Source organism: Candidatus Saccharimonadales bacterium (assembly GCA_036388415.1).
Lineage (GTDB): Bacteria > Patescibacteriota > Saccharimonadia > Saccharimonadales > UBA4665 > UBA4665.
This window is the reverse complement of record DASVRW010000002.1, coordinates 938,939-964,551: the sequence shown is the minus strand read 5'-3', so window position 1 is coordinate 964,551 and position 25,613 is coordinate 938,939. Positions and strand designations below refer to the sequence as shown.

Sequence of the window (25,613 nt, the reverse complement as noted above, 5' to 3'; positions counted from 1 at the left end):
TTTATTATACTACTTTTTTTAAAAATTACAATAGGATCTGCAATTAAACAATTTTAATAGAGTAGTCTATTTTAAAAATAATTCAAATATTCATAACATACGCTTTTTGTACACATTACATGATCGTTACGCATAATACTCATCATGTATCATAAAATAAACCAAACCGTCCTCATGTCCGGCGCTGACTACTTCAGCGTCGAAGAGTTAAACCCCTATTCCGACAAAACAAACCAGCCAAATGTGGCCGGTGCGGTGCATGAGCACGCTGCTATCCAGGACGCCTTGAGGCAAGCTGGTGTCGCCGTTACCAAAATTAGCGCCCCGGCGGGCTGTCAGGACGGCGTCTATACTGCCAACTGGGCATTGTGCCGCGGCGACACGGCAATTATGTCGTCGCTGCCAAACATGCGCCAGGCCGAAGAACCGTTTGCCGAAGCGGCGCTACGCGCAGCTGGCAAAAAAATTATCAAAGCGCCGTACCGCTTTAGTGGCCAGGGTGACGCCCTGCCTTGTGGCAAGTACCTGTTCGCCGGATCGAACTACCGGACAGATCCACGGATGCATCAGTTCGTCGCGGACACGCTTGGCTATGAAGTCATATCGCTCCAGACCATACCAGAACTCGACAATGAGGGCACGCCGGTCATCAATGCCGTCACGGGCTGGCCGGATAGTTTCTTCTATGACATCGACCTGGCTATATCAATACTCCGGGAAGATCTTATCGCGTGGTGCCCCGCCGCTTTTCTGCCAGACAGCCAAGAGAAGATCCGGGCTCTACCAATTGAAAAGATCGAGGTATCACTCGAGGAAGCAACCCAGGGTTTTGCCTGCAATCTGTTGTCAACTGGCGAAACAGTCGTCATGAGCGACACAGCTCCGCAGCTCCAGGCAGCCATAGAAGCGCATGGCCTGCGCACTATCACGCCACATATCCAGGAACTTGTTAAAGGTGGTGGCTTTATCCGTTGTACGACGCTGACGCTTGATACGGTCTAGCCTGCTGGCTGAACTGGTGCAGTTATTGGTATCCGGCAACTTGTGGCAACCGCATCCGGGGTAACATTTACAAGTAGTTCATTGTGACTGTTAATTGGATAAACCAGTTCCGGGCCAGAATGTAGACTTTCTAACGAAACATCTTGAAGACCACTGTAGCCCTGCATATCGAACATATTTGGCTGTTGTGATCCGGTATACGTGCGAACGTCCAATGATATAACATCATTATCAATTGCCCCGACAAACAATTTGAAGCGTGTATTATCGGGTGTTTCATTAACATATTCAGCGGACGTAGCAACACCGATGTCATATGATGCAGTACATGTATCGCCTGCCGACTCATTAAAAAAGCCAATTTTTACTCCTGCGATAACAGTCCCGGCAAGGACAATTCCAGCGGCAGCTCGGCGCGGCGACCGTCGCTTCGTATCAGGCGTTGCCGTCTGGTCATTCTTGATTATTTCAGTCATTTGATATAGTTATACAACGTAAAACAACAAAAGTCCACAAATTCAGAATTTTCTTGTAGGATTTGCAGATCGTCAGCGTTGTCCTGCTATTTTCGCGTTGTCTTATGAGGCTTCTTGGCGGACTGCGCCTTGATAGCGTCATGCGCCGCGCCGATCTCGTCCCAGGGATTTTCACCATTGGCGCGCTCTATGGTTTTTTCATGGCCTTTGCCCAGCAGCAATACGGTATCATCTTTGTGTGCTAGGCTCATGGTAAAAGCTATCGCTTCCGTCCTGTCGTGTACGAGAAACAAATTGATGCCGCGGACTTTGCCGGCTTTTTCGGCCCCTTTGGCAATTTGAGCCATGATGGCCTTTCCGTCGATATCGCGGTCGTCTTCTTCGGTAATTACGACGGCGTCAGCATAGGTGCCGGCCAGCTTGCCCTGCACTGCCCGCTTGGCTTCATCCCGGCGTCCCGCCGAGCCAAACATGACGATCAGCCGGCCTTTGACAATCGGTTTCAAATCTTTGAATAACTTTTCGAAGCTATCCGGCGTGTGTGCGAAGTCGACGATGACGCTATAATCTTGGCCTTCATTAATGTTGGTCATGCGGCCTTCGACGCCGCTAAGTGCAGCGATGCCCTGTTCGATCTGCGTATCAGTCAAGCCGATCGCTATTCCCGTACTCGCGGCGGCGAGCGCATTGGATATATTAAATGATCCGGGAATATTGACAGTCAGCTGTAGTTTTCGCGGTGCTTGGTCTTTTTTGGCCACGCCGCCTCCGAACACAACGTCGTGGGCGCCAGGATCCTGCGAACCATCAAAGGTTGCGGTAAAGGAGCTTCCCTGCGGCGTCGCGCGGACATTGGCCGCACTCAGACTTCCCTTGCCGACGCCGTAGCTGATGGCATGCGGCACGGCAGTCATAAATTTCTTAGCTGACGGATCTTCGGCGTTGACGACGCCGAGCCGTAAACCATGTTTGTTGGCGGCAGCAAGCTTGAACAACTTTATTTTGGCATCGCGGTACCGCTCAAACGTCTTGTGGTAGTCCAGATGCTCGTGCGTTACGTTGGTCATCACCGCCACGGAATACGGCACGCCCCACACTCGGTTTTGAGCCAGCGCGTGGCTTGTCGTCTCGAGTACCAGCCATTCGACTCCCTGAGACTTCATCCACTTCAGCCGCTTCATGAGCTCAGGCACGCCGACATTGGTCATGTGGTGGATCTGCGGGTGAATGTCATTTCCGACACCGTATGCCACCGTTGTCATCAACCCGACTTTATAGCCTGCCTCGTGCAGCATGCGGTGGATCATGTAACTCGTCGATGTCTTGCCGTTGGTGCCGGTCACGCCGATTACCTTGATGCCTCGTGCCGGAAAGCCGTTCAGTGTATTGAGCACTGCTGCTTCTGCCAAATGGCCGTACGGCTCAATCGCCGGAAACAGCCCGCTTGGAATAAATTTTTTTATGAGGCTGCGTGCGTTCATGACTTTAAGTATACGATACGCTTACCGAAAACGCCCCGCTCATACATTATGTATACAGCAGATACTATGGCTATGGTATCTTCAGCTGAGCGCCAGGCTTGATGCTGCGAGCAGCTGCTTCCGTCAGATCATTGGCGCGACGAATCGCGTCAGAAAAATGATCTATCTGTGCATTAGACGGATGCTTGATGCCTTGTTCCTGCAGATGATCTCGCGCAATATCCCAGATTCGATCACCGGCTACAACCTTGTGAAGCGTTTCTGTGGATATATTTGGCGCCTGAATAGCAGGTGCGCCAATAACATCTGCGGCCCGTTCACTGGTCTTTGGTATATACTCATATACCCCCTGCCCACTCGTACTGGTGTTTTGGCCATTACGCAGTTCCGACTGACCTGGGATGTCGCTCAACCTGTCGGCTGGCTCCGTCAAAAAACCATCGTTTGTTGGTAAGCCGTCGACACTCGCTGTGGTAGGAGTGTCAATTCCCTGTGGTAAATTATCGGTCAATAATTCGTGAGTATGTGACGACGGCAACGAGATGCCCCTCGTTGCTGCGTATAAGCCAACTAGGGCAACACCGCCAGCGAAAATAGCTGCACGCTTCTTGCGAGCTCGACCCTTTTCCGCATCATTATAATGTTCACGGATTTTCGTAATACCGACCATGGCGTGCGCCCCAAGTAGGATCGGTATGCCTTCGATCCTCTGTATCAAACCAAGTGGCTTCGTCTCGGCTACATTGCCCTGACCAGTTTGCTCGGTTAAGTCTCGCGGTTCAGCTTGCATAGATATTTGCTCAGGCGTACGCGACAACCTTTTGACTACGCCTACTTTTAGCGTGCTCCATGCTGCTACAGCAACCGTCCCGAACGTCCGGTGACTGCTGGCCTGATCTGCGGGCGCCGCTTCGTTGTTGCCAGCGCTGCGGGAAAAACGGCTGGCCGTGCGGCCCAAAACCTTCGTTAGCAAACCTGGCTCTGATCGTTCGGATTGTTCAAGCTGTTCCGCAAACTGGTCGAGCTGCACTAGTACATCGTCGTCTTTTTCTGCGACTGCAGATTGACGAGCCCTGATTGCCTCTGACAACAGCATGCGATCGCGGTGGCGCTGCTGCAATTCCTCGAGTGGATTTTTTGATGACGACGTAGGCGATATATTGGTGTACATCAGGCTAAACGGATCGTACGTCGGCAGCGGTATTTTACCTGCTTGGTCCTTTGCGCTGATTTGTTGCAAGTTTTGTAATCCTTTAAGAGATTTTACGTCCAGGATCGCACCAACCTGCATAGCCTGTGGCTGGTTAAGTGTCCAGGAATCATAATCCAGCTGTTGCCGGACTTCCCTCGCGAGTTTAGCGTACGAGCCGGCAGCTTCAGTTTCGACTGCTTCGACCGTCTCTAATACGCGGCCCGCTTTATGACGCGCCATGTCGAGCTTCTGCAGCGTCGGAATCTTGCTCTGTCCATTGATGCTGATGTGGATCAAGGCTAATTGCTGTCTGGGCTCCAGCGCGGCGGAGGCTGGTTCGACTGTTGGGTTTAATTCTGGATTCATAAATGATATCTACTCTTTTAAGTTCTTTATGCTTATTTCAGGCTATCGACTGCGTTGACGGTGTTCATCACTAAACGCCATTTTATCCCGGCTTCGTTGTATAATTTTGCCGACACGTTGTTGTGTTTCTGCAGCACGCGTTCTGGCTTCGATTTGCCGAGCTACCGGGTTCTGTACTTTCACAATTGCTTCTTCGGCATCTGGAGTAATTTCTACAACTTCAATCTTGCGAGTATGAGGTACCTGAGATGGGGGCAGTTCTCCGTAACTGCAATGATCGAACGGTATAGCAGTTACGTCGTCTAGGTCAGCAGCTAGACGCTGTTTTTCTAAGCTAGGCTGAGATATCGGTGCTTGATTATGGCTCATAATTCAAATATTCGTGATTCCGAGAAGTATATTTTTGTTTTGTTTATGTTCTAACATGCTTATACTAGCAAATTATGTGCTTATTGTCAATAGTAACGTAACCATTTTGCTATGATTGCAAATACCGGTATTGCGTATAGTGTATGCTAGAGGTAGATATGACAGTTTTGGGCATAGAAACGAGTTGTGACGAAACGGCGGCTTCGGTGGTCGTCGATGGGCGGCGCCTGCTCAGCAATGTGGTGGCGACCAGTATGGATCTGCATGCCCAGTATGGTGGCGTGATACCGGAAATTGCGGCCCGCAGCCATATCGAATCGATTATGCCGGTTATCCGGCAGTCTCTGGACGATGCCTTCCCTGTTTTGGCTGGCCGACAGGATGAGCAATGGCGGCAAATTGATGCAATAGCCGTAACATACGGTGCCGGACTCGGCGGCAGCCTGCTGATCGGCGTATTGACAGCGCGGACACTCGCGATCGCATACGATAAACCGCTGTACGCAATTAACCATGTTGAAGGACACTTATACGCCAATTTCTTGACTGAGACTGCCCTGCCTGGCTATGTACTGCCGCCGGTGCAGCCAGTCTTCCCCGTGTTAGGTCTGATTGTCTCAGGCGGACACAGCCAGTTGGTTATCTTTCGTGATCATTTTGACTATACGCTGCTCGGGCAAGCACAGGACGATGCCATCGGTGAAGCCTTCGACAAAGTAGCTAAAATCATCGGACTGCCCTACCCTGGCGGCCCAAGCGTCAGCCGTAAAGCGCTCGAGGGCAACCCGCAGGCGTACCAGCTGCCAAAGGCCCGGATGAGCGGCAAATATGACTTTTCGTTTTCCGGCCTCAAGACTGCAGTGCTGCGACTAGCACAGGAGCAGATTGGCGAAGATTTTTCGTTTCATTCTAGTGGTTTGGCGGCTCGGCTGAGTAATACGCAAAAGGCTGACATAGCGGCCAGCTTTCAACGCGTCGCTATCGAAACGGTTGTCGACAAGACGGTGCTTGCCTATGAGGAGTATCGGCCGGCTACGGTTATCATCGGCGGCGGTGTGGCCAGCAGCCCTGAACTGCGGCGGCAGCTCGCTGTGCGCCTGCCCCATATTAGCCGTGCGGATCCAAGCCACGCCTTCCCTATCGAATATACTGATCCGAAGCTGTGTACCGACAATGGTGCCATGATTGCGACACTGGGCTGCTACAAAGCCATGCTTGGCGCCGAAACGGCTGACCCCTACCGGCTTGATATCGCACCGAATTTGTCGATGTAGATGTGGCCGGCCTTTACCGCATGACCGCCTGCCCCGGCGTGACAATATTGCCAGTTATATTGCTGCGCCATGTCCATGCGTGTCGTTTAAAGCAGCACTTGACAAAGACAATCATTAGCACTATCATAGGGGTAAAACAAAAATGTTCTGTGGATATTGAAAATTAGAAAGGCAATTGGATAGAGGGCTTTCACGTGAAAAGCCTTATGTTTAGTTGCTTTTTTCACATGAAAATATATTCGTTATAACAGAGGTGGATATCTGTCGCTGCAGATGGTATGCTAGAAGCAGCTCAGGTGAGACAGGGCATACTACAGCACAATAGCAGGGCAGCATTTGCCGTAACGGATTGCGGATAGACATATATGAAGTTATCGAAAATTTATGAACCGGGTTTGTACGAGCAGGATATTTACGCTTTATGGGAAAAAACAGAGGCCTTCAAACCGGCCTCAGACAGGGGCGGGAAGGGCGATCCCTATGCTATTGTCATGCCACCGCCCAATGCGAATGCCAATGTCCATATCGGTACCGAGCTTACCTTTATGCTCGAGGATATCGCGGCTCGATATCACCGTTCGAGAGGATATAACACCCTCTTGTTGCCTGGCGCCGATCACGCTGGCTTCGAAACGCAAACTGTATTTGAAAAGCATCTCGCTAAAGAAGGGAAAAGCCGCTTCGATTTTAGCCGGGAAGAGCTGTACCAGCAGATATGGGACTTCGTAGCTCAAAACAGAGGCAATTTTGAGACACAGTTCCGCCGGATGGGCGTCGGTTGTGATTGGTCACGATATACATTCACCCTCGATGACCGTATCGTTAATCAAGCCTATGCTACCTTCAAAAAAATGTGGGACGAAGGCTTAATTTACAGGGGTGAACGGCTCGTAAACTTCTGTACATTCCATGGCACTGCCTTCGCCGACGTCGAAGTTGTGCACAAAGAAGAAACAGGGAAATTGTGGTATATCCGCTATCCGTTGACTGACGGTACTGGCGAACTTGTCGTGGCGACCACCCGCCCGGAAACCATGCTCGGTGATACTGCTGTCGCGGTCCATCCGGATGATCCACGGTACCGTATATTTATAGGCAAAACCATCAAGCTACCATTGACACAGCGTGAAATACCAGTCATCGCGGACGACTTCGTGGACAAGGGATTTGGCACCGGTGCGGTCAAGCTGACCCCGGCGCATGACCAGAACGATTATGATGCGGCCGAGCGCCATGACCTGCCCAAGCTCACCGTCATCGACCATGAAGGCAAGATCAGCCACGAGGCAGCAGGTGCTTACCACGGCTTATCCGTTCTTGACGCCCGCAAACAGATCGTAGCCGACCTGGAAGAGCAGGGATTGCTGCTCAAAACCGAGGAACTGAAGCACAATGTAGGTCACTGCTACAAATGTGGTACTGTACTCCAGCCAATGCTGCGAGAACAGTGGTTTATAGACATGCAGCCACTGGCCACCAAGGCTATTGCCGCACTTGATGCCAATAAAATTACCTTTTATCCAGACGCAAAAAAGGTTCAGCTCAGCAACTACCTGCGGGGGCTGCGCGACTGGAATATATCACGCCAGATCGCCTGGGGAATACCGATCCCGGCCTTCCAGAACATCGATGATCCAAGCGACTGGATATACGATGAGCGCGTCGGCGAAGAATTGATTACTGTCGGCAGCGCCACTTACCGCCGCGATTCCGACGTTTTCGACACCTGGTTCAGCAGCAGTTCGTGGCCATACGCAACACTTGGTTACGGCACCGACAATGATGACGATTTTAAAAAGTTTTATCCACTCGGCCTGATGGAAACGGGCGGGGAAATATTATACCCATGGGTCAGCCGGATGGTCATGCTCGGACTGTACGTCACAGGCGAAGTGCCGTTCAAAGCGGTCTACATTCACGGCTATGTTATGGCCGAAGACGGCGCCAAAATGAGTAAATCAATTGGCAACGTGGTTGACCCGATTCCCGTCATCGAAGAGTTCGGTTCAGACGCGCTGCGTATGGGTATCATCGCCAGCCGGGCACCGGCAGTTAACCGCGGCTACGACCCCCGTAAGGTGGCAGATGCACGCAACTTCTGTAACAAATTATGGAATATTGCGCGCTACATTGAAGACAAAATTGGCGACGACTACCAGAACAAGCACCATGCCAAACCGCAAACTGCCGCCGATCACTGGATGTTGAGCAAATTACAACAATGCGCCGACGGCATTGCTAGCCACATGGAACAGTACCGCTTCGCTGAAGCCTATGACACGCTATATCATTTTGTCTGGGATGACTTTGCAGATTGGTATATTGAAGCCAGTAAATCTGAGCCCAATCATGAGTTACTGGCACATTGTCTGGAAAGTATCTTGAAACTGACGCACCCGTTCGCGCCATTTGTCACCGAAACTATCTGGCAAACACTGGCCTGGGAGGGAGACAGCGTACTCGCCAAGCAGGATTGGCCAAGCGCTGCGAAATATAATGATAAAGAAGCCGCTACCTTTGATGAGATTCAGGCTATTGTCGGCGAATGCCGCTTTATAACCAAGGCCCTCGGCGTACAAGGCGCGACGCTGTATTACACAGATGTGCCGGTACTGACAGAGAATGCCGCTCTGATCGCGCGGCTGGCGCGGCTGGCAAGCGTTACGGACGTCAAAGCCGGTACGGGCGTTTACCTGACCAGTACACACTACCGCTGCTGGCTCGACATAGACCAGGCGACGGCGCAGGCCTATCAAGTACAGCTGGATGCCAAAAAGGCGTCACAGGAACAGGTGATTGCGCGTCTGCAATCCCGCCTCGATAACAAATCATACGTCCAAGACGCGCCGAAGCATATCGTAGAGCAGACACGGTCACAGCTCGAAGAAGCTCAGCTGCTGCTTGAAAACATCGAACGTGAACGTGAACGATTCGTCGTTGCCAGCTAGTAGCGGTCGTACGGACCCTCTACGAGATCATCTCAAGCGCCTGACGGGCGCGACTGGCGGTGTCTTCGGGGTGATAATCATCGCACCACAGTACATGCCAGCCCAGCTTATCGGCTATCATAATGTTTGAGCGGTCATCGTCGATCAGGAGTATTTCGCCTGGCTCGACAGCTGCCCGTGCCTGCGCCAGCTCGAAGATGGCTGCTTCAGGCTTAATGACGCCCACCACCGAGGAGTCGATGATAACGTCGTATTCTATACCCGGTATCAGCTCGCGCGCCAGTAACGTATCTAGGAATCCAGGCATGATGTTCGTCAGCAGTCCGATACGGTAGTTTTCGGCAGCCCAGCGGACAAGCTTATGCATATCCGGAACAGCCTCGACGGCTCCCAAGTAATAATCTTGCCAATCAATTGACGTGACGTGCAGGCAGCTGGCAAATTCGGCATTAAAGTCGGTAATCGACATCTGGCCGCGGCAGACTGCGTCATTGTAACGCCAAAAGTAGGTCTCAATCGTATCGGCCGACATGCCCGTTTCGCGTGCCAGGCACGTGAAAGCCCGTTGAAAGAAATGAACAAGACAACCGTTGACGTCGAAGTAGACAAACTTGATACCATTCTTTGAGCGCGTCGACAGGGCAGGGCCGGCGCTGTCAGGGCTGGCAGTAGCCGGCGTTCCCATAAGCGCGTCGAGCGTGATGCCGAGGGCGCCCACCAGATTTTGAATCGTAAAGATTGACGGAGCTTTGATGGCGCCGCGCTCAATCTTAGCGAGTGTCGAGTAGCTAATATTGGCTTTCTGGCAAAGGGTTTGCTGCGTTAGTCCAGCCGCGCGGCGCGCTTCCTGCAATCTTTGACCCAGCCCCTTTTCATCCATAGCCGTATCATACCAGTTTTAACCACAAAAGGAAAGATACTAGTACGAAATGGCTACTTAGAAATTAAACACGAATTTGAGAAGCGTAAAGAGAAATATAAAGGCAAATGTGCCCGCAATTGCCGCGCCAGCAAGGTCCTGAGAAGGAGTGGGATTGCCATTTGCATGGACGAGTTTGGTATATGTCCAACCCGCAACACCCAGTCCAAACATTAATGCAATCAACCAATTCGGCATATCAACCTCTTAATAGCTTCAGTATACTAGAGCATAAGCCTTTTGGCGAGAGAAGCCAGGGCGAGGTGGTCAGGTTCGGCCGTTTCGTCTGGCTGCTCATTATATTCTGCCAGAGTATTGAAAGCGATAACGTGAATATGAGCATGCGGAACATCAAGGCCTACAATTTTGAGGCCGACCCGCTTGGTACCTAGCGTCTGCTGCAGATGCTGCGCAACTTTTTGTACTGTCGCCATCAGCGCCTGATACTCAGCTGCCGGTAAATCATAGAATTGATCGATTTGCAGCTTCGGCACAACCAGCACATGGCCATGCGCGATTGGGTGAAGCGGCAAAAAAGCGATAGTCTGCGCGTCTTCATATACTTTATGACAGGGAAGTTCGCCTTTGATAATCTTGGTAAAAATACTATCTTGCTGCATACATTTTCTCATTCCGGTGCTGAGCACAAGCTTCGTAGGCGTAAATTATTGTCATGTCACTACCTTACCAAAATGCTTACACTTGCAATATATAAAATCTAACTGTGGCGGAGAGGGAGGGATAGCGCACGTCAATCCAGCCGCCCGCTGCGCTGGGGGCTATGACTGACGACCGAACCCGTTCAGTAATCCACCTTCCAATTATATTATATGAACCAGGCCATGGCCTGGTTCATATAATATGGCGGAGAGGGAGGGATTCGAACCCTCGATGGAGTTGCCCCCATACTACATTTCGAGTGTAGCGCACTAGACCAACTATGCGACCTCTCCCTGCTTCTATCGACCACGATATTGTAACAGATACAGGGTAGGTGACGACAGGCCTTTTCGGACTAGCCAGCAAAGCCATAATATGATAGGATTACCTCTGTTGCTGTAAATAAGCCACATGTACCCGTAGCTCAGCTGGCCCAGGCGAAGCCGTTATAATAAATAGCGAAGCGCTCTATCCAGATGTTTATACAGTCTACATGTGGACATAGCCGTAACAAATACACATACGTGTACCCGTAGCTCAGCTGGATAGAGCGTCGGCTTGCGGAGCCGAAGGTCGTAGGTTCGAATCCTGTCGGGTACACCATTGTACTTATGTTTAAAGACTTCTCATATGGGAAGTCTTTTTTGGTATAGTGGAGGCAGTGAAGTACAGAAATACATTATTTGCTTTTTTGCTTAGTTTACCGTTACTTCCAAGTCTTTTTGTAGAAAAAGAAACGTTGAACCAGGCCATTAACAGCGATCAGGTTTTGCTGGCTGCGCCTGTTGCGTTAGAGTTCCTGAGTTTTTATTTTTTGTATGCTTTCGTCAAAGACAGGAACTCGATACATAGCGCCAGCGAGAAGAAGGCTTTGTGGGTTCTGGTTGTTGGAATTTTCTTAATTATCGGCATTCCCGTATTGATTACAGCGGCTGCAAGTGGATTAGACAGGAAACTACAGATAGCCTTCGTAACGGGATTCGTATACGCTTTCATTTCCTTGATAATTAATTCTAAAAGGATTATTGATTCGTCAGATAAGGTTACTGGCTATTTCCGCCGGCGATATATTCTTCCTGGCTTCGCTTCCATAGTGGTAACTGTGGTTTTGGCATTAATATCTCCATTTACTGTCAATGCCGTCATTGCATATTATATTTTCAAAAACTTCACGTTAACGCATAAATAGTTCTAACCTTCAATATTGGTACACCTCATGTCGGAACTTGAAATACCAGACACTAAACAGGGTACATCGGCCTGCTTTTCTGTTCGCTAAGAAGAGGCGGTTGAAGATAGAATAAACATAAGCAATATTGACAAAAGCACAATAATTTGATGTAATGTTTAAATCTAGTAAAAACAATACTCCGAGTAAAAAATACACTAATTATACCCAATAAATTCGAACCAATCTCGCCATATATAAATGAACTTCAGCAGCAGGCAGAATGGCTGCGTACGGGTCGGCTGGAAACTTCAGCCTCACTAGACAACTTAGCTACTGATGCTATAATTGAAGATGATGGTGGCGCCTGGCAAGTTTCGCTACCAAGCGGTATTGATGTAAAAGCCGCTACTGAAACAAAACACACTCCATCCGTTCCGACTGTGGTCGTAGACGTATTGAAGGATTTTTTCAAGATGACGAGCAAGTCGATGTACTACTGTCTGATGGAAATATACTTGACCCGATCCTGACCGAAAACACCATATCTTACCCTATTATTTATGATCACCCGATAAGAACTGAGGAAGGTGTTGGAGCGCGAGATTTAATGTTAATAGACATCAACATAGTGGGTAAATTTGTGGGCATGGGCAACATATCTTTTGCCACCGGTGACCCTACTACCCCATCTGTATTCAACAAACCGTATGTAGCTTACACCGAGACCGCTGAAGCTTCACGCAGGCAAGGACTTGGAGTTCAAAGAGCAAGAATTATGAACAATCTGTCTATGGCTCATTTTGGACACGAGTTACATTCCGATCCAAGCGGCGACACCTCTGAAGAGGCTCATGGTTTGTGGTTAAAACTCGTTTCAAACGGTGAAGCCGAGCCATTTGACGACGATGGACTGACGAGATACAGATTTAAAGATCCTACAACACTGTAGTACTGATACTTGAATAGTTCGAAACTTGGAGCACAGTTTTAACCTTTAAAATAGCGTCACCTCACTTCAACTTTGAGTTTTTTTAGCACCTTGTTGATATTTGTGTCCGAGATAATTTCTTTCCAGCCACTATGTCCTACTACCTGATAAGAATAAGCGTACATGTTTTTAGTGTTGAAATACGGAATAGAATCCGTTGCATGTTTTAAGAGATATCTCCTTAACTTAACTGGGAAATTTTCGGCAAACAGGGTATTTCTGTGATCTCTCTCAATATTACGTAAGTCATCAATCCCTGGTGCTTTAGACGTAAGGATTCGTAACCTGTGAGAATATCCTACCAATTCTTGGTGTTCTGCCCATTCATCCCCTGCATCGTAACTACAATTAAAGCAATTGTTCATGAAATTTATATGCGAAAGTGCCAGACCTTGTAAGGCATACACTGCCAGTGGCTTTAGTTCAAATGGACAATTCTCGATACTATATGTCAGCGAGAACTCCGTGAAACTGCGTGGCGCCAAACGGCCAAACTTTATTGATGCCGAGTTCAACTGACGCGCCACATCATCGACAGGGGTAGTCCGTGAAAATTCCTGCCGGGTCGCCCATGTAGCCGCATGCAGGTCATTAATCTCATGATATAACTGATCTGCATCATATCGAGCAAGTCGTTTATACTCGCTGCTGATTTGCATTACGGCGTTATCAATAGCTTTTGCGGTGATAACTTCATTATTCAATATCGCCTCAACATCAGTAAGCATAGCTTCGGTATCAGCCTCTACCGATATTACGATGATTCCGTCAAGGGTATTCGCATTCAGTTCAAAATTTAAAAGCGGCAAGTAGCCTTTTGCCATATATGCATTATTTATGCTATCAGCAATAATATGCTCATACACATGACCGGCTGAATGAGTTATAGATTGTTTAATGTATGTTACTTCAGGTCTCATATTGACATCTTACAGCATTGGTTCGCATTTTATGTTCGTCAAACTGATTCTAATCTTTGTAACGTTGCTACACCATGTTGCTAATACTTAAAGATTTCTCGTTGAGGAGTCTTTTTTATTTGGTATGCTATTCAGATGGATAATGAAATACTTGATTTAGTAGATGAGAATGACAGTGTAATCGGAACGATCAATCGTAAAGATTACAGTCAGCTCCTCGCAGAGAGTCTTGGATATATCCGAGCTTCTGAGTTATTTATAGTAAATGACGAGGGTAAAATCTGGATACCAGTTCGGACAGCGGCGAAAACTATTGCTCCGAACGGCTATGATTACAGCGCTGCCGGCCATGTCGAAGCGGGAGACACATATATAGACACGATAATCCGTGAGACAAAAGAAGAAATAAACCTTGACATACATGCCGGGCAGTTAGAGCTTGTGGCTAAGATGAAATCAGATAACGTCAGATATTTTCGTAGTATCTTCCTCGTCCACAGCAATGCAACTCCTGAGTTCAATAAAGATGATTTTACTAGTGCTGAATGGCTAACGCCTGCTGAATTGATAGCTCGTATCGATGGCGGTCATCCCGCCAAGGCAAGCTTGCGGGAAAGTGTTGTTGCGCTACAGGAGCACCTGGGTTCGCTCTAATCTGACGATAATATAAAGTATCAGAATACGTCATTAAGCTTGAAAGAATGGGACTTTCCTAAAATCTTTAATTGGAAAATTAACTAAACTTTATTGGAAAAAGTAGTATATTATACGATTGAACCAAGGAGACATGCTTATGACGAATGCTAACCAATGCGACGTATTTTGTCCCAGAAAAGCTTATACTGCTGCAGGATACAGGGAAGATGCAGAGAAAGGCAGCCCAGTAAAGAAATTAAGGCTAGCTACGGCAGTTGGTATAATCGGCCTAACGCAAATGGCAAGAGCAGCTGCTTGCCCACAACGGAATGTCGTAGAAGCGGAATGGCAGCCCCAAGAAGCATATGCAAGCGCAGTGCAAGAAGATCTGCGAGAACGACCGCTTAATGTCGCCAATCTTACCGGGCATGAACAGAAAATTCTAGACCCCTATATGAAACCGTAGCGACATATGCAGGTAAGATAAAGTTTTATAATCTTTACGCTGGTTTGCAAGTACTCGGAATCAGCATAGCAATCATGTCTCTACTACGGCAAGCGGACGGAAGAACCGAGTGCTTGCAGGGCACTGTTGACATGTACGCGCAGTTCGTCAGAAACTGCTGTTACATGCTCGAATGAAGCACCGAAACCCACTAATGCAATGGTTGGAGTTGTGCTTTCATCGGAACTACCGCCAATACGATGCTGGAATACTTCGACTTTACGCTCCTTTAAAGATGACAGAATACCGGACATAATATCACCAATGGCTAAAGCTGTTGGTGCGGGCGCGTCAAGCGAGCCTATTTCATCTGGAAAAGTCAAAATGCGAGGATCAACTGCAGTGCATTCAGCTCCGTAATAATCTGAGGCATTTTCCATGATAGCACTTAGCAGTTCGGGGTGGGCTGGCCGCTCTACCAAGCGAGGTGTATGTGTTGGCATGTACGGTCTAGGGCCGGGGAATAATTCGCGCATTCTTTGACATTAGAATACTTATCAATATTTTGCAACTATATTGTGCAGTAGCCGGTTCGTCACACAATATGAAAACGCTACATGCTAATACTCGAAAGGTTTCAATTAGAAAGCGGGTAGGGTGGTTCAGCGGCAAGATAGGGAGTGGTATTGGACCAGCCGACCGCGTTTACACTGGAGGTAGATGATACATCTTTTATGAGCCGGGTCGTCGGACCTCTGCCATAAAACTGCATATTACGTATTTCGGCCTGGATCTTGCCAGAACCGTGGGCCCAGAATTGCGCCGAAGGCATGGTCGTACGCAGGACGCCGGTGTCAACCGCTATGACGGGGCCTTCAAAGAGGACACGCTCAATTGAGCCGAGTGTGTCAGGATTGTTTATATGTATGGCGCCGTGGTCAACTTCCTGGCGGGTGTTTGATTTGCGGAGGCGTAATTCGCCGTAAAAACGGACATCATACACTGACTGTGTGCCGTAGTAAGGCTCGCGGGCGATGATGACGGCTGCTCCGGCACTTTGCTCGATTAGCGTCGGCCCATAAAAATCGAGTGTATTGCTGTGGACGATGCCGATGCCACGGCCCCAGGTTTGTCCGGCTACGTGGTGGCGAACGACGGTCATGTGGTGCGGCACGAGCGCGGTACCGGAGTCATATCCGACGATGCCGATACCATCGTCACCGGAGTTACGGGACACACAGTCAAACCATTTGCCGCCGCTCGAACCATGCGTTATGTGGTACGCATCGGACATACTGTCACGGCTTTCTACCCGGTTGAATTCAAAATTGTGCACACCGTACATAAAGATAGCCGCATCTCTGGAACCCCAGGCCAGGACGTCCTGCATACGGAGACCGCTGTGGCCGCCTTGGGCCCAAATATTTCCCTCGCCGGACTGGCCAAGACTGCTACGCGCCGTACCGAAAACTCTATGGGTAAAGTTGTACAGATGAATGCCGCCAGCCTTAATCATGAACAGGGCGCGGCTTTCGGTAGTATGCTCGAACCACACTGCTTCGCGGTTGGCGCCAAGACCCTTCAGAGTTACGTTTGGGACAGTAAATTCTATATTTCCGGACAGCCGGTAATGGCCGGCAGCGACAGTGATACAATCACCTGATACCGCTGCCGCGAGCACCGCTCGCATTCTATTGCCGTTAGCAACTGCGTCGCCGGTAGTACCGACTTGCATGCCTGACAAGGTATATGTGCGTGTGCATGGCCGCTCGACAAATGAACCGCGGGTCGTTGTCGAAGGCGGTCCAGCGGGACGATTAAATTTGACTGCTTTGGCCATTGAAGCGCCGGTATCGGCATTGACAATCGCTCCGTCTGCCAGCGAACCGTTTTCTGCTTCGCTACTGATAAACGGCGTAGCGGCTGACGAGCCACGGAGCACTGCGAGTCCACATACGCTTAGTAACATTACAATTGCTAACGGCAACCAGTACTTTTGTGACACATTCTTTACTCTTGAAGCACGGTTCATTTCTTTTGAAATTATATCATAAGCTTCATGCCACAATTTCTACACTATTCGAACTTAATATGAACTATTGCTTGCATTTTATCAAAAATAAAGTACAGTTACCTTTAATTATCATTTTTGATTATAAATTTGATGACCACCAGGAATAAATTATTCCCCGTTGACAATAAATTCATCGAAAAATGGAGGCATATCGTGGCAGAAACTACTGCTCAAATTAACGCACTGTCAAAAAGTGGTGCATTTGAACCATATCAGGATCTCATTGCTGCCGAGTAAGCGCTGCGACCTGAAATAACTATTGACGACACGATACGTGTTAAAGTACTCGATCTGTGCGGTATGACCTGCAACTTTTGTCATAACGAAGGCACGCCAGTATCTTCAAAAGTACGATTTCAAGCCGACACAAGCAGCCGCACACTATCATTAGCTGCAATCTATAAGTTTATGAAAGAGATTGGTGCCCACCCATCTGCCAGAAATGTTGTTGCCGGATGCTCTATTGATAATTATGATTACGAACTGCCTGGCGGCCGAAAAGTCACCTTCAAACAAACTCGATTATCACGGTTATCGGACGTCTGCGACAACTGTCCGATCGACAAAGCCGGTGAATGTCATGAAGGCTACTACGGACTTCGCCTTTACAAAGATGTCGAGAATACGTATTACGTAAGTCCATGCATTCAAAAAATGGATACTGCCGAACCAATTGAGAGATTCTTGAGTCCCCAAGGTACAGGAAAGAAAGTAGCTGCGTATCGCGAATGGGACTATCGACGCTTGCAGAAACAACATAAAGCAATATAATATAGAATATACCTATGGCTATTGAAAAATACGAAGCTCCTGTCGAAATTGAAGTTAAGTTTTTTGATGTTAATTTAGATTTAACTCGCACACGACTACAAAATGTTGGCTCTGTCCTTAAGACGCCTGACCGACTCATGCGTCGGATCGTTTTTGGACATGAAATGAATGCAGCTATGACATGCACGTACGGACGCGTTCGAGACGAAGGCGATGTAGTTACTATGAGCGCTAAGTACAGCGCGGTCGACGGCGATATTTCATCTCAACGAGAAGTACAGGTTGTTGTTGATAATTTTGATAATGCTGCGAACATACTTCAAGCTTTTGGATTAACTCCAACTAATTACCAGGAAAACTGGCGCGAAACCTGGCAACTGGAAGACGGAACACTCGTCGAGCTGGAACGCTGGCCAGAACTTCCAACCTATGTCGAAATAGAAGGTGCAAGCATACCGTCACTACAGAAAGCAGCTAGCGAACTTGGACTTAGCTGGGCGTCACATACCACAGTACCCACCGATCAACTATATGCGCGTCATTATTCACTGACAGACAACGACCTTAGTGCAAAACTTAAAGACCTTCGCTTCGACTAGACTGCGACAAAATCTTTTCTACAAACCTGATACCGGGCTGACAAATAGTCTATACTTATATGACATGCCGAAATTACCGACAGATAAAATAATTAGTTGCTTCTACGACTCGTCAGAAGATTGTGTCAAAGTGATCAGTCCAGACGGGATTTTGATGTCGTTCAATCCGAACGGTTTGAAAATAATGGAAATCGACGACGAAAGGGATGTACTGGGCAAAGACTGGTTGTCATTCTGGCGCGAGGGCCTGGAACATAAAGCTGCTACTGCGCTACTCCAGGCCAGTGCTGGCAAATTGGCTAAATTCGAAGGTTACTGTCCAACATTCAAGGGAACAATGAAGTACTGGGAAGTGTCCTTAGCTCCACTTATCAACGATTACGGCGACGTACAGTGGATACTTATCACCTCACGGGACATGACAAAGTACAAGGAACTTGAACAAACTGTTGAAGAATTAGAGAACAAGCTTCAGACGCTACAAGCTAAGTAAAAACGTTCCTTAAGCGATAAGGGCCCGGAGGCTAGTGGCGGGTCAGTACAGACTTGATATTGGCGTACATATCGACACTCCAGTAAACAGGGGAGACATACTCGAAGCCAGTGTCGCCATCATAAATGGCAGCAGGATTACTGTAGGCGGCACGCCAACATTATTTTTTCTGTACACGTAGCATAAAAAGTATGAGAGGCAATAATAGGGGGATTAAGGGGGATTATCCGTTATATTAACAGGGGTGGCCGATTACGCTAGGTGGGGGATTAAGGGGGATTGTCGACTACTCAGTTATGTAAGCGTCTGCCAAATAGTACCTGGTGTTTATGTAGTCGCCGTGTTTTACCAACACGCCTTTGTCGACCATTCTGCGGAGTTCTTTGTTGGTTTTCTTATCGTCACCCATTTGGTTCAGACCGTTTAATTCTCTATATTCGCTGTTATTTATGCCGTCCATAGACGTCTTCAGCACGATCAGGCACGCCATCTGCCGCTCGTTTAGGCGTAGGCCTTTGAATTTTTCGAGCCAGGCTTTGTCCTCTGCGGTTATGAACGCAGTGCTATGTATGGTCGCCACGAAAGACGTGCTGGTGTTTTGGAAACTAGGCTCCTTCAGCCCAGCTTTCCTTAGTTCGTATTTGATTGTTCTGATGCCGCGCGCAAGATGCTCGGTGTAACCCATTTCACGCATGAAATTCATGAGCAATGGATTTCTGGTGGCGGAAGACGTACGCTCAAGTTCGTTGATAGGAATGAGGCTTTTGCCAGGATTGATGAATTCAATTCGGTCCGCGTATAAATCTATCTGGATTTTGGAGGAATGGACACTGTAATCTCTATGAGCCAATGTGTTGGCCAAAGCTTCCCGTATGGCAAGCGCCGGTACTAAATAATCGTCTGTTCGCAGGCCGGACTTTTTGTCGATGACGCCTTGTATCGGGACTTTGTCCAGTATGTACGCCAGGGCGGCATCGAACTGTCTGTTGACGGGACCGAAGAACTCTCTCTTATCTCTATAGGCGGTCGTCCCGTCAGTTGTTACTTTGGCAGTGCCGGTGTACTGCGTTATCGACACGGTCATGGTCGGACTTACTAAATCCTGCAGGGAAGCATCGTTTGAAAAAGACAGCATACCAAAGAGTGAAATTTGATTTTTGTCATTGACAATATTGAGTTTGGGGAGCAATTCGTCATACGTGTATTTGGTATAGACGCCGCCTCGGGTTTTGTTGAGCTTTTCGATGTACTGCGTAATGGCGGCTTTGTCCAATACGATTTCGGCTGAAGCATCAATCCAGAGTAGTTCAGCCCCACCCTTGGCGGCAACGGCAAATCTACGAATCCATTCATCATCCAGTTTTTCGTTTGACGAGCCGACCCTGACCCTGGCCCCTTCGACGGGGCCTTGCTTCAGATGATACACGGGCCTGACCGGTGCGGGAGCCGGGGGAACATACACAGTTACAGTGTCTCCGACGACCGATATCTCAGTGTGAATCCTAAAGCTATAAGAATTCAGGGTATCACTCTGGATGTTTCTTTGGATCAGATCTATGTCGCCGACCGACAGCCCGACATGTTTTTGGTCCGGAGTAATTCCAAATATTATTTTCCCGCCGTCGGCGTTTGTGAAAGCGGTTATTGACTCCCAGATATCTTTGGGCAAATTTCCGTTTTTTGACGTTTTGTACTCAATCAAACTTTGTTCGGGAACATCTTCCGCAAACAGAGAAAACTGATTTTGTGAATCGCGCATCTTAAAACTATTATCGGCTAATTGGTGTTAAAACCAAAGCACAAGCCCTAAACTATCATGATACCTCCGTTAATTTTGTAAAAACGTAGAGAAGTTTTTGGAGTAACTGACTTGGGGTAGCTTCGGGACAGAATTTTTAAAATATGTGACTATATCCCCGTACCACTTTTTCCCTATGCAGTATATTTAACAGTCGATGTCCAATAAATTTTTTATGATACTTATTGACTAACGCTAAGAGGAGGGTGCATATGGATTACAAACAAATAATTGGGCAGGATGCGATTGATGAGAATGGTAATAAAGTCGGAACAATTGATCAGTTGTATTTAGACGGCGACACCGATGAACCAAAGTGGGCAACAGTCAAATCTGGTCTGTTTGGTACCAAAACTCATTTCGTGCCTCTAGCGCTCGCGGAAGCAGGCGATGGCAGCGTGCTGTTTCATACCACTGCCGATACTATAAAGTCTGCGCCGGGAGTCGAGGCTGACCAGGAATTAACACCATCAGAACAAGCACTCTTATTCCGGCACTACCGCCAAGGGCAAGTTGGCGATGACGATGATGACGAAGACGCAACTGAAGAGGACGCTGCCGGCACAGTCGGTCACGATACGAGCGGACCGACAACAGACGACGCCATGACGCGTTCCGAAGAGCGCCTGCAGGTGGGAACCGAACAGGAAGAAACCGGACGAGTCCGACTACGTAAGTATATTGTTACCGAAAATGTTCAGCAAACCGTGCCGGTACAGCGCGAAGAAGTACGCCTAGAGCGCGAACCGATTACAGACGAAAACCGTGGTCAAGCGACAAACGGACCAGATTTATCAGAAGAGGAGCACGAAGTCACACTGCACGCCGAACGACCCGTTATTAATAAAGAAACGGTACCCGTGGAGCGAGTTCGTTTGGACAAAGAAGTCATTACCGACGAAGAAACCGTTAGCGAAGATATCCGCAAGGAGCGTATCGAGCTGGCTGGTGACGAGGATGGGAAAGCCCGCTAGTCTGAAAACATAGAATAAACATTAAAAGAGCCGGTTGCAACCGGCTCTTTTAACAGAACGGTACGAGACAATTAGATCGTGTTACAGTTAATGCGAGTTCTACCCATGATAACGGTAGCGGTCCGAGCATAAAAATCTGCTAGGATTAAGGGTATGAAACAGACGTTGCAATATTGGCTTTCGGGCGTTCGGCTATATTTGGCGCTTGGAATTGGACTGATTACGCTCGAAGTCTGGTGGTGGGCAACCACCGTATTCGACGATCAACGTCTGGCTGCAGTGCGGTTGCAGGAAGTCTACGGCTGGATCAGCGTTGCGCTGTTGGCAGTTACTTTACTGATAGGTCCCGTCACAAAAATTATCATTAATATACCGGGCAAACAACAGATCCGCGAGGGCCGGCGAATGATCGGCATTGGCGCTGCTTGGTTTGCGCTGTTGCACGCTGTTATCGCGTACGTCGGACAGTTTCCGGGCAGCAACCCATTAGAGCTGCCGAAAGTTTATCAACAATCGCTACTACTCGGCCTGGTAGGTTTAATTATATTAATGATACTAGCCGCAACATCTATGAATGCCGTCATGCGAGCCTTGGGTGTTTGGTGGTTCCGGTTGCATCGGCTGGTGTATGTTAGTGCTTTGGCGGTGCTGATGCACGCCTTTATGATTGGTGCGCACGCTACGAGCGTTGTAGTCTTGGCGGTATTGGCACTGATATCGGCGCTTTGGATTGGCTGCAATGTATATTTCCTACTCCGTGATCCGTCGCAAAGTGTCTGGCGGATTATCGGACTTTGCTATGGTACTGTCTTGTTGCTTGCGGTGCTAAATTACGGGCTAACTCAACATTTGGGGTACAACGCGGTTATTCAGGAACACAAAGGTCATTTGGAGCAAAGAAAATAATGCAGCGGTACGGCAAAAAACTATTTATGTTAGCATTTTATATATTTGTTAGCGTCCTCGTGGGTGCAACGCCTGTCAGCGCACACGAACTGCAACAGGATAAAGGCGTCTCGGCTGTGCTGCATATACCGCCAGACGACAATCCGTATGCCGAGCGCGAAACATTCCTCAACTTTAACTTTACGAGTCAAAACGGTCGCTTTGACCTTCGCCGCTGCGACTGTGTAGTGACTGCGCAAGACGGAATAAACCGCCCAATTACCAGTCCGCTCTACAGTACTGACAAATCCGCAATCAAAGGTTATGCGGGTATAAATTTTCCAGCCGCAGGTGTCTATGAGGTAGACGTACAAGGCTTTGCTGCAGGGTATGCGGGCGAACGGTTTAAGCTAGCATACCAGCTGCGCGTCGTCAGCCCATCAGCAAGCGACGAATCATCATCTGATCTCGGGAGCGGTTGGCAGGTTATCATGCTCAGTCTCACGGCGTTATTGCTGCTTGGAATTGTCGCCAATGAGTTGATTAAGCGCGGCGGACGTTACGGCAAACGTACCTAGCGCTATAGTGTTACACTTAAAGGCATAACTATAAGTACGAGGCTACATACATGAAATTCCGGATTTTTCTATCAACTGCTACAGCCGGCTTGCTGGTAGCGCTGACGCTGCCGTCCGCAGTCTTTGCGCATATCGTCGTGACCCCAAATGAAGCCGTCGTTGGTGCACGCACGACGTTTTCGATGAGCGTACCAAACGAAAAAGATGTGGCCGTCACCGAATTAAAGCTGAGTATTCCTGACGGCATTAAAGAAGTGCAGCCGACAGTTCATCCGGGCTGGACTATTACAACGACCGAAGACGCCATTACCTGGAGCGGCGGTGAAATTCCAGCCGGTCAGCGCGATGATTTTACATTCCGAACGCAGGCTCCAGCGCAGCGCACCAACCTCGTCTGGAAAGCTTACCAAACCTATGCCGACGGCACGACAGTAGCTTGGGATCAAAAACCAACCAATACAGAGACTGAAGGCGAGACAACCGGCCCGTACTCCACAACAAATATTGTCAACGACCTTACCGCGTCAAAGACGACCAGCGCACAAACTGCTAGCGTACACGAAGAAAAAACCGATTTGTTACCGCTCGGCATCAGTCTCGTGGCATTGATTGCCAGTGTTTTTGCCCTGACTCGTCGCAGAGCTGGCAACACACCGCCAACCGCCTAGACAATTGCTCGATCACGTTTGCTTATGTCTCTATCAAAAAATGAGGTTGAGCAACACTGTCAACACGATGCTGATAATAATGCTCGGCCAGAGCAGGAATTTGAATACGAATTTACCGTTTTGATCTATCATGCTAGCTATACTAGCGATTCTGCAGGAATTCAGCCGTAAAATATTCAACTTATACAATTGTCCGGATCGCAGCTGGCCGGATTGAAATTGTAAGTTCAGTATTGGCTGCCAGATCCATAACCTCGCCGTCCAACTGGATCGGCGTCGCTTCCAGAACGGTGCAGCTATAATCATGCACCCGGCTGGTGCCGCCCATATGAGAGAAGATGCCTTTGAGCAGGCGGAACACGAGCATAAACTTCTTATTATGTGGCAAGGTTGTGATTTCAAACATACCATCGTCCGGATGCGCCTTGTCAGACAGTGTTAGCACTTTCGCCATTTCGGGTATGACGCTACAGATCAAGCTGTCCACTTTGCTAGTATGCCCGGCCGTACGGAGCACTACTGGGCGCAAGCGCCAGAATGTTCGGAGTACAATCCATGTCTCGCGGAAAGAATTGAGGGTGTGCTTGTTGAGCTCGACAGCTATTGTCGGGGTTAACCCAAGGCCCACATACGAGTGAGCGTAACGCGATGTCGTTTTATTACTATCATCGGTCATGGTAACTTCTAAGAGTTCCAGGCGGGTCACTGCATCTGCAATAATCCGTTCGGCGAGCGGTTTGTCCTGCATGGTACGAGCATGATCATTGGCGTTGCCGGACGGCAGCACAGCGCAAATCGGGTCTGAACCTTCCTCTACGGCTCGCATAGCGCCGTTCACAACCTCATTGTAGCCACCGTCACCGCTGGCAGATATGATAAGCGGGCTTTTGTGAGTTTTTGCAATTTCATAGGCAAGTTCGATAGCATGCCCGCCGTGCTGCGTTGGCATCAGTTTCGTCGTCACGCCAGGTAATTTCTTTTGCAGGACAGCGTGCAGCTGCTTGGCCTGCTTCTTGGCATTACCAGTGCTGTTGGGATTAAATATGATTGCGATATAGGAAAAACTCGGCATAGCATTAGTATACCGTGACGCGCTGTAATTGTCTGTGGAACTAGCGAGATCTGTCTGCTAAGCTACAGATATGAAACATAGACTTCTTGTATCACTAGCCATCTTTATTACCGCATTAGTGCTACTCGCTATCGTTCAATTTTTGCTGATCAAGTACAACGGCACGCCCGTACCGGTACCAAACATACCGCGCGGCCCCGAAACGTATGGCAATGGTCCGGCACTGACATATGTCGTGCTCGGTGATAGTACGGCAGTCGGGCAGGGCGGTGATTATGATAAGGCAATTGCCCGTGGCACGGCACGGCATCTGGCGTCAAATCGTCAAGTAACACTGCATAACTTTGCTATTTCTGGCGCGCGCTCGGCCGATGTCCTTCGTTCTCAACTTCCTGAAGCGCTCAAGCTGCGGCCTGACGTCGTACTACTGGACATAGCCGCCAATGACGTCACCCATTTGACGCCCGTCAATAAGGTTGTTGCCAACATTCAGGATACGGTGGCAGCATTGCAATCGAGTAATCCAGCAGTACGTATCGTCGTTACCGGCGCACCGCAGATGGGATCAGTCCCGAGGTTGCCACAGCCGCTCCGTTATGCCGCTAAATTGCGAACAAACGACATCAATCAAGCACTGGCAAAAACAATACCAGCCGGGCGTGTTGTTTTGGCACCATTGGCCGCCAAAACCGGTCCGATATTTGCGAACAATCACAAACTTTTTGCAGCTGATAAGTTTCATCCGAATACCGCTGGCTACCAGGTGTGGATTCCGGTGCTCAACGATTCACTGGATGAGGTTATGGCAAAGAATTGACATACGTGCGGGGGTATTTAATGTGGTAATTTTAACT

The 25,613-nt window shown here is 48.6% G+C and carries 28 protein-coding genes and 2 tRNA genes; 17 read left to right on the top strand and 13 right to left on the bottom strand.

Annotated elements, in window-relative coordinates:
• Positions 1–144 precede the first annotated feature (144 nt).
• The gene (locus VF575_05115; protein HEX8182949.1) at positions 145–1,002 is read left to right on the top strand and encodes an arginine deiminase-related protein; all 858 of its coding nucleotides are present in this window, start codon (positions 145–147) and stop codon (positions 1,000–1,002) included.
• On the opposite strand, the gene VF575_05110 is transcribed toward VF575_05115, so the two are convergent.
• The 4 genes from VF575_05110 to VF575_05095 all read right to left on the bottom strand — a co-directional run bounded on the left by VF575_05110 (position 999) and on the right by VF575_05095 (position 4,886).
• On the bottom strand, positions 999–1,478 hold the full coding sequence (locus VF575_05110) for a hypothetical protein (GenBank protein ID HEX8182948.1): 480 nt from the start codon (positions 1,476–1,478) through the stop codon (positions 999–1,001). The two genes, VF575_05115 and VF575_05110, sit on opposite strands and share 4 nt — an antisense overlap.
• 86 nt (positions 1,479–1,564) lie before the next feature.
• Positions 1,565–2,959, bottom strand: coding sequence for a UDP-N-acetylmuramyl-tripeptide synthetase (murE, locus tag VF575_05105; protein HEX8182947.1), 1,395 nt, complete (start codon positions 2,957–2,959; stop codon positions 1,565–1,567).
• 70 nt (positions 2,960–3,029) lie between these two features.
• A complete protein-coding gene (locus VF575_05100; GenBank protein HEX8182946.1) occupies positions 3,030–4,517 on the bottom strand; it encodes a LysM domain-containing protein in 1,488 nt (495 codons plus the stop codon).
• 42 nt (positions 4,518–4,559) lie between these two features.
• Positions 4,560–4,886, bottom strand: a complete 327-nt coding sequence (locus VF575_05095; protein ID HEX8182945.1) for a hypothetical protein — start codon at positions 4,884–4,886, stop codon at positions 4,560–4,562.
• A 158-nt stretch (positions 4,887–5,044) separates the two neighbouring features.
• Here VF575_05095 and tsaD point away from each other — a divergent pair, with 158 nt between their 5' ends.
• Both tsaD and VF575_05085 read left to right on the top strand, forming a co-directional pair.
• The gene (gene tsaD, locus VF575_05090) at positions 5,045–6,160 is read left to right on the top strand and encodes a tRNA (adenosine(37)-N6)-threonylcarbamoyltransferase complex transferase subunit TsaD (GenBank protein HEX8182944.1); all 1,116 of its coding nucleotides are present in this window, start codon (positions 5,045–5,047) and stop codon (positions 6,158–6,160) included.
• 365 nt (positions 6,161–6,525) lie between these two features.
• A complete protein-coding gene (locus VF575_05085) occupies positions 6,526–9,108 on the top strand; it encodes a valine--tRNA ligase (protein ID HEX8182943.1) in 2,583 nt (860 codons plus the stop codon).
• A gap of 19 nt (positions 9,109–9,127) precedes the next feature.
• On the opposite strand, the gene VF575_05080 is transcribed toward VF575_05085, so the two are convergent.
• From VF575_05080 to VF575_05065, 4 genes are all read right to left on the bottom strand, one after another.
• Positions 9,128–9,988, bottom strand: coding sequence for an HAD-IA family hydrolase (locus VF575_05080; protein ID HEX8182942.1), 861 nt, complete (start codon positions 9,986–9,988; stop codon positions 9,128–9,130).
• Positions 9,989–10,045: 57 nt separating this feature from the next.
• Positions 10,046–10,225 carry a hypothetical protein gene (locus VF575_05075; protein HEX8182941.1) on the bottom strand — a complete coding sequence of 60 codons (180 nt, stop codon included), beginning with the start codon at positions 10,223–10,225 and terminating at the stop codon, positions 10,046–10,048.
• Between the two features lie 26 nt (positions 10,226–10,251).
• A complete protein-coding gene (locus VF575_05070) occupies positions 10,252–10,647 on the bottom strand; it encodes an HIT domain-containing protein (GenBank protein ID HEX8182940.1) in 396 nt (131 codons plus the stop codon).
• A gap of 242 nt (positions 10,648–10,889) precedes the next feature.
• A tRNA-Ser gene (locus tag VF575_05065) sits at positions 10,890–10,980 on the bottom strand.
• Between the two features lie 233 nt (positions 10,981–11,213).
• On the opposite strand from VF575_05065, the gene VF575_05060 reads away from it, so the two are divergent.
• From VF575_05060 to VF575_05050, 3 genes are all read left to right on the top strand, one after another.
• Positions 11,214–11,290 (top strand) — tRNA-Arg (locus VF575_05060).
• A 58-nt stretch (positions 11,291–11,348) separates the two neighbouring features.
• Complete coding sequence (locus VF575_05055; protein HEX8182939.1) at positions 11,349–11,876, top strand: hypothetical protein; 528 nt, start codon at positions 11,349–11,351, stop codon at positions 11,874–11,876.
• Positions 11,877–12,504: 628 nt separating this feature from the next.
• A complete protein-coding gene (locus VF575_05050; GenBank protein ID HEX8182938.1) occupies positions 12,505–12,807 on the top strand; it encodes a hypothetical protein in 303 nt (100 codons plus the stop codon).
• A 56-nt stretch (positions 12,808–12,863) separates the two neighbouring features.
• On the opposite strand, the gene VF575_05045 is transcribed toward VF575_05050, so the two are convergent.
• A complete protein-coding gene (locus VF575_05045) occupies positions 12,864–13,766 on the bottom strand; it encodes a hypothetical protein (GenBank protein ID HEX8182937.1) in 903 nt (300 codons plus the stop codon).
• Positions 13,767–13,901: 135 nt separating this feature from the next.
• Between VF575_05045 and VF575_05040 the strand changes: the two genes are divergently transcribed.
• Together VF575_05040 and VF575_05035 are read left to right on the top strand one after the other, a co-directional pair.
• The gene (locus tag VF575_05040) at positions 13,902–14,420 is read left to right on the top strand and encodes an NUDIX domain-containing protein (protein HEX8182936.1); all 519 of its coding nucleotides are present in this window, start codon (positions 13,902–13,904) and stop codon (positions 14,418–14,420) included.
• Between the two features lie 280 nt (positions 14,421–14,700).
• The gene (locus VF575_05035; GenBank protein HEX8182935.1) at positions 14,701–14,868 is read left to right on the top strand and encodes a hypothetical protein; all 168 of its coding nucleotides are present in this window, start codon (positions 14,701–14,703) and stop codon (positions 14,866–14,868) included.
• A gap of 83 nt (positions 14,869–14,951) precedes the next feature.
• Here the strand turns inward: VF575_05035 and VF575_05030 are convergent, their stop codons facing one another.
• Complete coding sequence (locus VF575_05030; GenBank protein ID HEX8182934.1) at positions 14,952–15,383, bottom strand: hypothetical protein; 432 nt, start codon at positions 15,381–15,383, stop codon at positions 14,952–14,954.
• A 101-nt stretch (positions 15,384–15,484) separates the two neighbouring features.
• Positions 15,485–16,879 carry a hypothetical protein gene (locus tag VF575_05025; GenBank protein HEX8182933.1) on the bottom strand — a complete coding sequence of 465 codons (1,395 nt, stop codon included), beginning with the start codon at positions 16,877–16,879 and terminating at the stop codon, positions 15,485–15,487.
• Positions 16,880–17,011: 132 nt separating this feature from the next.
• On the opposite strand from VF575_05025, the gene VF575_05020 reads away from it, so the two are divergent.
• From VF575_05020 to VF575_05005, 4 genes are all read left to right on the top strand, one after another.
• A complete protein-coding gene (locus tag VF575_05020) occupies positions 17,012–17,158 on the top strand; it encodes a hypothetical protein (protein HEX8182932.1) in 147 nt (48 codons plus the stop codon).
• 171 nt (positions 17,159–17,329) lie between these two features.
• Positions 17,330–17,692, top strand: a complete 363-nt coding sequence (locus VF575_05015) for a hypothetical protein (protein ID HEX8182931.1) — start codon at positions 17,330–17,332, stop codon at positions 17,690–17,692.
• A gap of 14 nt (positions 17,693–17,706) precedes the next feature.
• Positions 17,707–18,291: a hypothetical protein gene (locus VF575_05010; GenBank protein ID HEX8182930.1), complete on the top strand. Its 585-nt coding sequence runs from the start codon at positions 17,707–17,709 to the stop codon at positions 18,289–18,291.
• A gap of 64 nt (positions 18,292–18,355) precedes the next feature.
• The gene (locus VF575_05005) at positions 18,356–18,784 is read left to right on the top strand and encodes a PAS domain-containing protein (protein ID HEX8182929.1); all 429 of its coding nucleotides are present in this window, start codon (positions 18,356–18,358) and stop codon (positions 18,782–18,784) included.
• A 286-nt stretch (positions 18,785–19,070) separates the two neighbouring features.
• On the opposite strand, the gene VF575_05000 is transcribed toward VF575_05005, so the two are convergent.
• The gene (locus VF575_05000; protein HEX8182928.1) at positions 19,071–20,543 is read right to left on the bottom strand and encodes an ATP-binding protein; all 1,473 of its coding nucleotides are present in this window, start codon (positions 20,541–20,543) and stop codon (positions 19,071–19,073) included.
• A gap of 251 nt (positions 20,544–20,794) precedes the next feature.
• Between VF575_05000 and VF575_04995 the strand changes: the two genes are divergently transcribed.
• The 4 genes from VF575_04995 to VF575_04980 all read left to right on the top strand — a co-directional run bounded on the left by VF575_04995 (position 20,795) and on the right by VF575_04980 (position 23,687).
• Positions 20,795–21,556 (top strand): PRC and DUF2382 domain-containing protein, encoded by a 762-nt coding sequence (locus tag VF575_04995; GenBank protein HEX8182927.1) that lies wholly within the window; start codon positions 20,795–20,797, stop codon positions 21,554–21,556.
• 153 nt (positions 21,557–21,709) lie between these two features.
• A complete protein-coding gene (locus VF575_04990) occupies positions 21,710–22,462 on the top strand; it encodes a ferric reductase-like transmembrane domain-containing protein (protein ID HEX8182926.1) in 753 nt (250 codons plus the stop codon).
• Positions 22,463–22,488: 26 nt separating this feature from the next.
• On the top strand, positions 22,489–23,019 hold the full coding sequence (locus VF575_04985; protein HEX8182925.1) for a hypothetical protein: 531 nt from the start codon (positions 22,489–22,491) through the stop codon (positions 23,017–23,019).
• 50 nt (positions 23,020–23,069) lie between these two features.
• Entirely contained in the window at positions 23,070–23,687 is a 618-nt protein-coding gene (locus VF575_04980; protein ID HEX8182924.1) for a DUF1775 domain-containing protein, read from the top strand.
• A 181-nt stretch (positions 23,688–23,868) separates the two neighbouring features.
• Here VF575_04980 and VF575_04975 read toward each other — a convergent pair whose 3' ends face one another.
• The gene (locus VF575_04975; protein ID HEX8182923.1) at positions 23,869–24,759 is read right to left on the bottom strand and encodes a diacylglycerol kinase family protein; all 891 of its coding nucleotides are present in this window, start codon (positions 24,757–24,759) and stop codon (positions 23,869–23,871) included.
• A 70-nt stretch (positions 24,760–24,829) separates the two neighbouring features.
• Here VF575_04975 and VF575_04970 point away from each other — a divergent pair, with 70 nt between their 5' ends.
• Positions 24,830–25,576: an SGNH/GDSL hydrolase family protein gene (locus VF575_04970; GenBank protein HEX8182922.1), complete on the top strand. Its 747-nt coding sequence runs from the start codon at positions 24,830–24,832 to the stop codon at positions 25,574–25,576.
• The last annotated feature ends 37 nt before the right edge of the window (positions 25,577–25,613 follow it).

What these genes read in the sequence shown, in the direction of transcription:
- murE (HEX8182947.1), bottom strand. Translation starts at nt 2,959, where the DNA reads ATGAACGCACGCAGCCTCATAAAAAAATTTATTCCAAGCGGGCTGTTT.
- VF575_04995 (HEX8182927.1), top strand. Translation starts at nt 20,795, where the DNA reads ATGGATTACAAACAAATAATTGGGCAGGATGCGATTGATGAGAATGGT.
- VF575_05080 (HEX8182942.1), bottom strand. Translation starts at nt 9,988, where the DNA reads ATGGATGAAAAGGGGCTGGGTCAAAGATTGCAGGAAGCGCGCCGCGCG.
- VF575_05085 (HEX8182943.1), top strand. Translation starts at nt 6,526, where the DNA reads ATGAAGTTATCGAAAATTTATGAACCGGGTTTGTACGAGCAGGATATT.
- VF575_05005 (HEX8182929.1), top strand. Translation starts at nt 18,356, where the DNA reads ATGCCGAAATTACCGACAGATAAAATAATTAGTTGCTTCTACGACTCG.
- VF575_04980 (HEX8182924.1), top strand. Translation starts at nt 23,070, where the DNA reads ATGAAATTCCGGATTTTTCTATCAACTGCTACAGCCGGCTTGCTGGTA.
- VF575_05030 (HEX8182934.1), bottom strand. Translation starts at nt 15,383, where the DNA reads ATGCGCGAATTATTCCCCGGCCCTAGACCGTACATGCCAACACATACA.
- VF575_05095 (HEX8182945.1), bottom strand. Translation starts at nt 4,886, where the DNA reads ATGAGCCATAATCAAGCACCGATATCTCAGCCTAGCTTAGAAAAACAG.
- VF575_05010 (HEX8182930.1), top strand. Translation starts at nt 17,707, where the DNA reads ATGGCTATTGAAAAATACGAAGCTCCTGTCGAAATTGAAGTTAAGTTT.
- VF575_04970 (HEX8182922.1), top strand. Translation starts at nt 24,830, where the DNA reads ATGAAACATAGACTTCTTGTATCACTAGCCATCTTTATTACCGCATTA.
- VF575_05075 (HEX8182941.1), bottom strand. Translation starts at nt 10,225, where the DNA reads ATGCCGAATTGGTTGATTGCATTAATGTTTGGACTGGGTGTTGCGGGT.
- VF575_05050 (HEX8182938.1), top strand. Translation starts at nt 12,505, where the DNA reads ATGGGCAACATATCTTTTGCCACCGGTGACCCTACTACCCCATCTGTA.
- VF575_05015 (HEX8182931.1), top strand. Translation starts at nt 17,330, where the DNA reads ATGAAAGAGATTGGTGCCCACCCATCTGCCAGAAATGTTGTTGCCGGA.
- VF575_05035 (HEX8182935.1), top strand. Translation starts at nt 14,701, where the DNA reads ATGGCAAGAGCAGCTGCTTGCCCACAACGGAATGTCGTAGAAGCGGAA.
- VF575_04990 (HEX8182926.1), top strand. Translation starts at nt 21,710, where the DNA reads ATGAAACAGACGTTGCAATATTGGCTTTCGGGCGTTCGGCTATATTTG.
- VF575_05070 (HEX8182940.1), bottom strand. Translation starts at nt 10,647, where the DNA reads ATGCAGCAAGATAGTATTTTTACCAAGATTATCAAAGGCGAACTTCCC.
- VF575_05020 (HEX8182932.1), top strand. Translation starts at nt 17,012, where the DNA reads ATGACCACCAGGAATAAATTATTCCCCGTTGACAATAAATTCATCGAA.
- VF575_05025 (HEX8182933.1), bottom strand. Translation starts at nt 16,879, where the DNA reads ATGAACCGTGCTTCAAGAGTAAAGAATGTGTCACAAAAGTACTGGTTG.
- VF575_04975 (HEX8182923.1), bottom strand. Translation starts at nt 24,759, where the DNA reads ATGCCGAGTTTTTCCTATATCGCAATCATATTTAATCCCAACAGCACT.
- tsaD (HEX8182944.1), top strand. Translation starts at nt 5,045, where the DNA reads ATGACAGTTTTGGGCATAGAAACGAGTTGTGACGAAACGGCGGCTTCG.
- VF575_04985 (HEX8182925.1), top strand. Translation starts at nt 22,489, where the DNA reads ATGTTAGCATTTTATATATTTGTTAGCGTCCTCGTGGGTGCAACGCCT.
- VF575_05115 (HEX8182949.1), top strand. Translation starts at nt 145, where the DNA reads ATGTATCATAAAATAAACCAAACCGTCCTCATGTCCGGCGCTGACTAC.
- VF575_05100 (HEX8182946.1), bottom strand. Translation starts at nt 4,517, where the DNA reads ATGAATCCAGAATTAAACCCAACAGTCGAACCAGCCTCCGCCGCGCTG.
- VF575_05110 (HEX8182948.1), bottom strand. Translation starts at nt 1,478, where the DNA reads ATGACTGAAATAATCAAGAATGACCAGACGGCAACGCCTGATACGAAG.
- VF575_05040 (HEX8182936.1), top strand. Translation starts at nt 13,902, where the DNA reads ATGGATAATGAAATACTTGATTTAGTAGATGAGAATGACAGTGTAATC.
- VF575_05045 (HEX8182937.1), bottom strand. Translation starts at nt 13,766, where the DNA reads ATGAGACCTGAAGTAACATACATTAAACAATCTATAACTCATTCAGCC.
- VF575_05000 (HEX8182928.1), bottom strand. Translation starts at nt 20,543, where the DNA reads ATGCGCGATTCACAAAATCAGTTTTCTCTGTTTGCGGAAGATGTTCCC.